Below are 590 nucleotides of genomic sequence, written 5' to 3'. Positions count from 1 at the left end.
GAACTCGCTGCCGTTATCGGTTTTGATGACGCGCGGCAAGCCGCGCAGTGCGCATACGCGACCGAGCGTCGCCACCACATCGTCACCCCGCAGGTTTTGCCCAATGTCGATGGCCAGACACTCTCTGGTGTAATTGTCGACCAAAGTCAACGCACGCAGGCGGCGACCATCGAACAATTGGTCCATGACGAAGTCCATGCTCCAGATGTCATTGATGGCTTGCGCGACCGCTTTGGGTTGGCGACGTTGCGCCGACTTATTGCGCTTGGGGCGCTTGTGCCGCAACGACAAGCCTTGTTCTCGATACAAACGGTAGACCCGTTTGTGATTGTCTCGATAGCCTTCGCGGCGCAGCATTACGTGTACACGCCGGTATCCGTAGTGAACGCGCGTATGCGCTATCTCGTGGATTCGCATGACCAGCGCGCCACTGTCGCGTCGGCACGATTCGTAGCGATACAACGATCGGGAAATCATGACTGCGGCGCATGCCTTGGTCACGCCTACGCCGTAGCGCTTCATCAGATCATCCACGAGTACGCGGCGCCGCGAAGGCTTCAGAGCTTTTTTGCCAGAACGTCCTGCAACAT

General features: G+C 58.0%; 1 pseudogene. It reads right to left on the bottom strand.

Annotated elements, in window-relative coordinates:
- A pseudogene (locus AC3WMR_RS30690) lies at positions 1-590 on the bottom strand (DDE-type integrase/transposase/recombinase); the annotation flags it as partial.

It is taken from the genome of Achromobacter sp. FW305-C-28 (assembly GCF_058783235.1).
This window is presented reverse-complemented; position numbering and strand designations above follow the sequence as displayed.